The sequence below is a fragment of the Sphingomonas sp. CCH9-F2 genome, assembly GCF_001556735.1.
GTDB classification, from domain to species: domain Bacteria; phylum Pseudomonadota; class Alphaproteobacteria; order Sphingomonadales; family Sphingomonadaceae; genus Sphingomonas; species Sphingomonas ginsenosidimutans.
On sequence record NZ_LSJO01000709.1, the window covers coordinates 1 to 7,621 of the forward strand.

Genomic DNA, 7,621 nt, shown 5'->3' on the forward strand with positions numbered 1-7,621 from the left:
CCCTCCGCGCTGCGCAGCCCCGGATCGCCGACGACGCGCGCGACGCCGCTGGCGCCGGCCTGCAACCGGGCCTGCACCTGCGGATCGGTGGGGTCGACCGCCTGCACCAGCGCGGCGCTGTTAGCCTTCTCACGGATCGTCTGGTACGTGCCGAGCAGCGCGGTGCCGCCAAGCCCGCCCAGCGAGTTGATGACCCCGAACAGCGCGATGAAGCTGATGATATGCCCGCTGCCGCGTTGCAGCGCGCGGGTCATTCCGAACAGCAGCGAGGGGCCAAGGAAGAAGGCGGCGGAGAAGGCGATCACGCCTTGCGTCACGTAGAATTGCGGCGCGCGCGTCAGGCTGGTGGAATAGGAATCGGCCCAGGCGGCGATCGCGACCAGCCCGATCGCGAGCATGACCGAATGGGTCAGTTTCTCGACGTTGATCGTCATCGCGCTGGCGACGACCCCGGCGGCGGTGGCCAGGAAGATCAGCGTGAACAGCCCGGTCAACTGATCGTTGTTCTGCCCCAGCACCGTCAGCAGCCCGACCGCGCCATAGCTTTGTTCGGACAGGACGATCCGCGCCATGACGGTGACGATCGTGAAGCGCAGGATGTCGGCGCTGCCCAGCCAGCGGGTGTTGATCAGCGGGTTGGCGCGGTGATGCTCGATCACCAGCGCGGCGGCCAGCATCGGGATCGCCGCCAGCAGCGCCCAGCCGATCCACGCCGCTTGCGTCCACCACACGATCCGCCCCAGCCCCAGCACCGCCGCGAACAGCGCGGTGGCGCCCGCGAACAGCGTGAAGGTGACGAAGTCGAGCGGCTCGAACGCCTTCTGCCGCTCGGTCGGGGGCAGGCGGAAGGCGAGGACGGCGGCCAGGCTCATCGCCGCCATGCCGAGTTCGAACAGATAGAGCGTGCGCCATTGGCTCATCGCCAGCAGTTCGGGCGAGAACAGCCGGGCGAGCGGGGTGGCGCATTGCGGCACGCCGATGCCGACGACGATCGCGCGCAGCCGCCACGGCGCCGGGAACGCCTGCATGAAATAATAGAGCGCGAAGGTGCTGAGCGCGGCGCCGGCCATGCCGCTGGCGGCGCGCACCAGGATCGCCGAGGTGAAATCGTTGACGAACAGATGCGCCAGCGTCAGCGCCAGGTACAGCGTCAGGAAGATCACCGCATAGGGACGCAGGCCGAACTGCTGGCGGAACTTGATGAGCAGCAGGTTGATGCTGACGTTCGTCATCACATAGACGGTCGGCAGCCACGCGATCTCCGCCGGGTCGAGCCCCAGCGACCCCGCCAGCGTGACGGTGTTCGCCGCGACCAGCGCGTTCCCGAACCCGCCTGTCAATCCCAGCAGCACGCCGGTCAGCGCATAGGCGACCTGCCGCCGGCGCGGATGCGCGGGGGAGCCGGGCGAACCGGGCATGGCCGGCCGTTCATGCGGGGCATAGGCCCAGGTCTCCTCGGACAGGAAAGCGCGCACCCGCGCGGCAAGGGTCATGGCGGCTGATGCAACGCAGGGGCGTAACGAATTGTTGCCTGCCCGACAGCAGGCCGAACGTCATTCCACCCAGTCCAGCCCGATGTCGCGATAGACGCCGCGATCCTCGTCCCAGCCGGGCTTCACCTTGACGTGCAGATAGAGGTGCACCGGCCGGTCGAGCAGCACCGCCAGTTCGGCCCGCGCGCGCGCGCCGATCTCGCGGATGCGGGTGCCGCCCTTCCCCAGCACGATCGCGCGCTGCGTCGGGCGTTCGACCAAGATCTGCTGGTGGATTTCCGCTGACCCGTCCTCGCGATCCGAGAATTTCTCGGTCTCGACCACGCTGGCATAGGGCAATTCGGCGTGGAGTTGCAGGTACAATTGCTCGCGCGTCACCTCCGCCGCGAGCGCGCGTTCGGAGGCGTCGGAGACCTGGTCCTCCGGGTAATGCCACGGCCCCGCCGGCATCGCCGCCGCCAGCGCGCGCTTCAGTTCGGGCAGGCCGTCGCCGGTCTGCGCGGAGATGAAGAACGTCTCCGCGAAGGGGAGGATCGCGTTGAGCCGTTCGGCGTGGGTGAGCAGCTTGCCCTTGTCCGCCAGATCGACCTTGTTGAGGATGAGGTAGATCGGCTCGCGCCGGCCCGTCAGCCCCTCGGCGATTTCGGTCACCTTGGGGCCAAGTCCGCCCTTGCCGTCGACCACCAGCGCGATCACGTCGGCGCCCTCGGTCCCGCCCCAGGCGGCCGCGATCATCGCGCGGTCGAGCCGGCGGTGCGGCTCGAAGATCCCGGGCGTGTCGACCAGCAGCAGCTGCGTGTCGCCCTCGATCGCGACGCCCATCAGCCGGGCGCGCGTCGTCTGCGCCTTGGGACTGACGATCGCGACCTTCTGTCCGACCAGCGCATTGACCAGCGTCGACTTGCCCGCATTGGGCGCGCCGACCACCGCGACCAGCCCGCAATGCGTGGCGGGCGAATGTTGTGAATGTTGAGACGTCGGCGGGGTATCCATGCCCTCGGTCATTCGCCCGCGAACGCATTCTTGAGGCGCGAGAAGAAGCCTTGGCTCTGCGGGCATTCGTCGCCGGTCTCGGTTTCGCGGAATTCCTCCAGCAACGCGCGCTGGCGGGTGCTGAGCCGGGTGGGGGTCTCCACCTCGACCTGAATCACCAGATCGCCGTGGCCGCGGCCCTGCAGCACCGGCATGCCGGCGCCGCGCTGGCGCAGCTGCTTGCCCGACTGGATGCCGGCGGGGATCTTCACCTCGTGACGGCGGCCGTCGAGGCCGGGGATCGACATGGTGCCGCCCAGCGCGGCGGTGGTGAAGCTGATCGGCGCGCGCGCGAACAATGTCGTGCCCTCGCGCTCGAAGATCGCGTGCCGCTTCACATGCAGGAAGATGTAGAGATCGCCCGGGCGCGCGCCGCGCGCGCCCGCCTCGCCCTCGCCGGTCAGGCGGATACGCGTGCCTTCATCGACGCCCGGCGGCACGTTGACGCTGAGCGTCTTGGTCTTTTCCACGCGGCCCTCGCCACGGCAGTCGGGGCACGGATCGGTAATGACCTCGCCCGAGCCGTGGCAAACCGGGCAGGCGCGTTCGACCACGAAGAAACCCTGCTGCGCGCGGACCTTTCCGGCGCCCTGGCAATGGTGGCAGGTGTGCGCGTGGGTGCCCGGTTTCGATCCGGTGCCGTGGCAGCTGTCGCAGGCGGCGGAGATGTCGATCGTGATCTCCGTCTCCTTGCCGTGGAAGGCTTCCTCCAGCGACACTTCCATGTCGTAGCGCAGGTCCGCGCCGCGGCGCGCCTGACGCCCGCCGCCGCCGCGCTGGCCGCCCATGAATTCGCCGAAGACACTTTCGAAGATGTCGGAGAAGCCGGCAAAATCCTGCGCACCATGGCCGTGGCCGCCGCCGCCCATCCCGCCGTTGCGGAACGCGGCATGGCCGAACCGATCGTAGGCGGCGCGCTTCTGCGGATCCTTCAGGCAGTCATAGGCTTCGCTGACCGCCTTGAACTTCGCCTCGGAATCCTTGCACCCGGCGTTCTTGTCCGGGTGATATTTCATCGCAAGCTTGCGATACGACGACTTGATCGTCGCGGCATCCGCGGTGCGCTCGCACTCGAGCAGTTCGTAATAGTCGATTTCGGTCATCTGCAACCTAAGCCCTCTCCCCTCCGGGGAGAGGGTTTGGGTGAGGGGCGGCCACGAACGCTGTCGCGCATTGTGTGTTCACCCCTTCTCACTGCCCCTCTCCCAACCCTCTCCCCGTCGGGGAGAGGGCTTTACGGGAGACCTCACTTCGTTTCGTCGACTTCCGAGAATTCGGCGTCGACGACGTCCTCCTTGGGCGCGTCGCCGGCCGCTGCGCCACCCTGCGGCGCCGCTTCGGCCTGCTGCTGCTTTTCGTAGATCGCCTGACCCAGCTTCATCGCGACCTGCGCCAGCGCCTGGCTCTTCTCGTTCATCGCCTCGGGATCGCCACCCTCGACCGCCGCCTTGGCAGCGTCGATCGCGGACTGGATCTCACCCTTGAGCGCATCGTCCACCTTGTCGCCGTTGTCGGCGAGCTGGCGTTCGGTGGTGTGGATCAGCGATTCGGCGTTGTTCTTCGCCTCGGCACCGGCACGACGCTTCTTGTCCTCCTCGGCGAACTGTTCGGCATCGCGGACCATCTGGTCGATGTCGGCATCCGACAACCCGCCCGACGCCTGGATGCGGATCTGCTGTTCCTTGCCCGTCCCCTTGTCCTTGGCGGATACGTTGACGATGCCGTTGGCGTCGATGTCGAACGTCACCTCGATCTGCGGCACGCCACGCGGCGCGGGCGGAATGCCGACCAGATCGAACTGGCCCAGCAGCTTGTTGTCGGCCGCCATCTCGCGCTCGCCCTGGAAGACGCGGATCGTCACCGCCTGCTGATTGTCGTCAGCGGTGGAATAGGTCTGCGACTTCTTGGTCGGGATGGTGGTGTTGCGGTCGATCATGCGCGTGAACACGCCGCCCAGCGTCTCGATACCCAGCGACAGCGGGGTGACGTCGAGCAGCAGCACGTCCTTCACATCGCCCTGCAGCACGCCCGCCTGGATCGCGGCGCCCATCGCGACGACCTCGTCCGGGTTGACGCCGGTGTGCGGATCCTTGCCGAAGAACTGCTTCACCACCTCGCGCACGCGCGGCATCCGGGTCATGCCGCCGACCAGCACGACATCGGCGATCTCGCTGGCACTGAGGCCGGCGTCAGAAAGCGCCTTCTTGCACGGCTCTAGCGTCCGCTTGATGAGGTCCTCGACCAGCCGCTCCAGATCGGCGCGGGTGATCGTCTTGACCAGATGCTTCGGGCCGTTCTGGTCGGCGGTGATGAAGGGCAGGTTGACCTCGGTCGACTGCGCCGACGACAGCTCGATCTTCGCCTTCTCGGCGGCTTCCTTCAGACGCTGGAGCGCCAGCTTGTCCTTGGTGAGGTCGATGCCCTCATCCTTCTGGAAGCCCTGCGCCAGATAGTCGACGATCTTGTTGTCGAAATCCTCACCGCCCAGGAAGGTATCGCCGTTGGTGGCCTTCACCTCGAACACGCCGTCGCCGATCTCCAGGATCGAGACGTCGAAGGTGCCGCCGCCAAGGTCGTAGACCGCGATCGTCTTGCCATCCTGCTTTTCGAGGCCATAGGCCAGCGCCGCGGCGGTCGGCTCGTTGATGATGCGCAGCACCTCGAGGCCCGCGATCTGGCCGGCGTCCTTGGTCGCCTGACGCTGGGCGTCGTTGAAATAGGCCGGGACGGTGATGACCGCCTGCGTCACCGTCTCACCCAGATAGGATTCGGCGGTTTCCTTCATCTTCTGCAGCGTGAAGGCGCTGATCTGCGACGGGCTGTATTCCTTGCCGCCCGCCTCGACCCAGGCGTCACCGTTCGACCCGCGCACGATCTTGTACGGGACGAGCTCGGTGTCCTTCTTGGTGACGGGATCGTCGAAGCGGCGACCGATCAGGCGCTTCACCGCGAAAATGGTGTTGTCGCCGTTGGTGACGGCCTGGCGCTTTGCCGGCTGGCCGATCAGCCGCTCGCCATCCTTGGCGAAGGCGACGATCGACGGCGTGGTGCGCGCGCCTTCCGCATTCTCGATCACCTTGGCCTTGCCGCCTTCCATGACCGCGACGCAGGAATTGGTGGTGCCGAGGTCGATACCGATAACTTTTGCCATGAGTGCTTTGCCTAGCCCCTACGAACGTAAAACGATGTCGGCGGCGCCCCGTTATGGCAGCGCAACCGCGTTGACCCGTGGCGATATAGGTGGCGTGTTCCGCGCCGCAAGATTGCGTTCAATGTGAAGGGAACCGTTGCCTGTCCCGTGCGTGGATCGTAGAGGAGCCGATATGCAGAAAGCCCGCATCTACCAGCGTCCCAAGAACGCCATGCAGTCCGGCAAATTCCGGACCGATCGCTGGCAGCTCGATTTCGAGCCGGCCGAGCCGAAGCAGGCCGATCCGCTGACCGGCTGGGCCGGCAGCGGCGACACGCGCGACCAGATCCGGCTAGGCTTTCCGACGTGCGAGGCCGCGATCGCTTATGCGGAGCGCGAGGGGTTGCCGTACACGGTGATCCCGACGCCGACGAAGACGCTGAAGCTGCAGAGCTACGCGGACAATTTCCGGTAGGATCGTGCGGGTCCGGCCGTGGCCGGGCCACGAGGGCGGCGCGGGGCAGGAGTTGCGGGGAGGCCCCAGCCTGCGCTGGGGCGACGTTCCTGGCAAGGCGTCATCCCAGCGCAGGCTGGGATCTTGTGGCGCAGGCGGTAGGGTAGTGGCGGAGAAAGGCCCCTGCCTTCGCCAGGGCGACAATTGGCTCAGACTAGCGTATCCGCCAGCAGCAGCAACAGCTTGACGTCGATCGCCACGCCCTCGGCGCGTTTCGCGGCGACGAACGATGCGACCTCGGCGCGGGGCACCAGATGGACGGCAATGTCCTCGTCCCCCGTGCCGCCGCCGTCGGCGACCTTCACCACATCATGCGCGCGCACCAGCGTGAAGCCTTCGCTGACCATGCCCGGCGAGGCGTGGAAGAAGCCCAGTTCCTCGACCCGCGCGGCGCGATAGCCGGTTTCCTCCTCCAGTTCGCGCGCGGCGGCCAGCGCGACCGGTTCGCCGGCGTCCTCGTCCCCGACCAGCCCGGCGGGCAGCTCCAGGCAGCGGCGGGCGAGAGGAACGCGGAACTGCTCGACCAGGATGACGCGGTCCTCGGCATCGAAGGCGAGGATCACCGCCGCCTGGATGCCGCGCGCGCGCGCCACATATTCCCAGCGGCCCTGGGTGATCGCCTGGATGAAGCGCCCCTCCCAGCGGACCTGGGCGGGCAGTGCGGCTTCTTCCTCCAGCGTCATAGTTCGATCACCCGGTCCGGCAGTTCGTTGGGATTGTCGGCGGTCTTGGGGAAATGCTCGGCCAGGATCGCGCCGATCGCGGTGACGGCGGCGACCATCCCGTCGCCCGCGCGCCCATCGCGCACCGCCGTCACCAGCGCGGCCATCGCCTCGCCCCAGCGTTCGGGCGGGACCGCGCGATGCACGGCGGCGTCGGTGACGATCTCCGCGACATGTTCGTCGGTGGACAGGTACAGCAGCACCCCCTCATGCCCGGCGGTGCGGCTTTCGGTGCCGACGCGGAACAGCTCCACCGCGCGGCGGCGGACGCGGCGCGCCTTGGTGCCGCGCGGGGTCAGCGCCAGGCGCAGCGGCGTCCAGGCGAGCGCGTAGCGGACCGCCAGGAAGGCGAGCGCCTGGACGATCAGCAGCGCCAGCAGGTCGCGCCCCAGATCGGCTTCCTCCCACCCGCGGTCGAACGGGGTGAAGATGCCCGGTGCGACCGCGCCGATCGCGGTCATCGCCAGCACCGCGATCACCGCATAATGGAGCGCGACGTCGTGATAGGCGTCCGACCGCTGGGTGACGATCGTGACGATCTCGCCATCGGTGCGCGCCTCCGCGGCGGCCACCGCGGCGGTGACGGCGTCGCGCTCCGCCTCGCTCAACACCAGCCGTGCCATCACCAGTCCCCGCTCGCGCCGCCGCCGCCGAACGACCCGCCGCCGCCGGAGAAGCTATCGTTGCCGCCGCCCCACGACGATCCGCCGCCGCCGCCCCAGTCGCTGCC

Annotated in this window: 7 protein-coding genes; 1 reads left to right on the plus strand and 6 read right to left on the minus strand. The window is 67.9% G+C overall.

What is annotated here, in order from left to right; all coding sequences use genetic code 11:
• From AX685_RS20195 to dnaK, 4 genes are all read right to left on the minus strand, one after another.
• The coding region (locus AX685_RS20195) for an MFS transporter (protein WP_066492039.1) at positions 1-1,493 on the minus strand (1,493 nt) is incomplete at its 3' end.
• Positions 1,494-1,553: 60 nt separating this feature from the next.
• The gene (gene era / locus AX685_RS20200) at positions 1,554-2,486 is read right to left on the minus strand and encodes a GTPase Era (RefSeq protein ID WP_066492057.1); all 933 of its coding nucleotides are present in this window, start codon (positions 2,484-2,486) and stop codon (positions 1,554-1,556) included.
• Between the two features lie 8 nt (positions 2,487-2,494).
• The gene (gene dnaJ / locus AX685_RS20205; protein WP_066492041.1) at positions 2,495-3,628 is read right to left on the minus strand and encodes a molecular chaperone DnaJ; all 1,134 of its coding nucleotides are present in this window, start codon (positions 3,626-3,628) and stop codon (positions 2,495-2,497) included.
• Between the two features lie 143 nt (positions 3,629-3,771).
• Positions 3,772-5,676: a molecular chaperone DnaK gene (gene dnaK, locus AX685_RS20210; protein ID WP_066492043.1), complete on the minus strand. Its 1,905-nt coding sequence runs from the start codon at positions 5,674-5,676 to the stop codon at positions 3,772-3,774.
• 172 nt (positions 5,677-5,848) lie between these two features.
• Here dnaK and AX685_RS20215 point away from each other — a divergent pair, with 172 nt between their 5' ends.
• Positions 5,849-6,130 carry an ETC complex I subunit gene (locus AX685_RS20215; RefSeq protein ID WP_066492050.1) on the plus strand — a complete coding sequence of 94 codons (282 nt, stop codon included), beginning with the start codon at positions 5,849-5,851 and terminating at the stop codon, positions 6,128-6,130.
• A 188-nt stretch (positions 6,131-6,318) separates the two neighbouring features.
• Here AX685_RS20215 and AX685_RS20220 read toward each other — a convergent pair whose 3' ends face one another.
• Together AX685_RS20220 and AX685_RS20225 are read right to left on the minus strand one after the other, a co-directional pair.
• On the minus strand, positions 6,319-6,852 hold the full coding sequence (locus AX685_RS20220) for an NUDIX hydrolase (protein WP_066492052.1): 534 nt from the start codon (positions 6,850-6,852) through the stop codon (positions 6,319-6,321).
• Complete coding sequence (locus AX685_RS20225; RefSeq protein WP_066492055.1) at positions 6,849-7,514, minus strand: TPM domain-containing protein; 666 nt, start codon at positions 7,512-7,514, stop codon at positions 6,849-6,851. Before AX685_RS20225 ends, AX685_RS20220 begins: the two co-directional genes overlap by 4 nt.
• Between the last annotated feature and the right edge of the window lie 107 nt (positions 7,515-7,621).

What these genes read in the sequence shown, in the direction of transcription:
- era (WP_066492057.1), bottom strand. Translation starts at nt 2,486, where the DNA reads ATGGATACCCCGCCGACGTCTCAACATTCACAACATTCGCCCGCCACG.
- AX685_RS20220 (WP_066492052.1), bottom strand. Translation starts at nt 6,852, where the DNA reads ATGACGCTGGAGGAAGAAGCCGCACTGCCCGCCCAGGTCCGCTGGGAG.
- dnaK (WP_066492043.1), bottom strand. Translation starts at nt 5,676, where the DNA reads ATGGCAAAAGTTATCGGTATCGACCTCGGCACCACCAATTCCTGCGTC.
- AX685_RS20225 (WP_066492055.1), bottom strand. Translation starts at nt 7,514, where the DNA reads ATGGCACGGCTGGTGTTGAGCGAGGCGGAGCGCGACGCCGTCACCGCC.
- AX685_RS20215 (WP_066492050.1), top strand. Translation starts at nt 5,849, where the DNA reads ATGCAGAAAGCCCGCATCTACCAGCGTCCCAAGAACGCCATGCAGTCC.
- dnaJ (WP_066492041.1), bottom strand. Translation starts at nt 3,628, where the DNA reads ATGACCGAAATCGACTATTACGAACTGCTCGAGTGCGAGCGCACCGCG.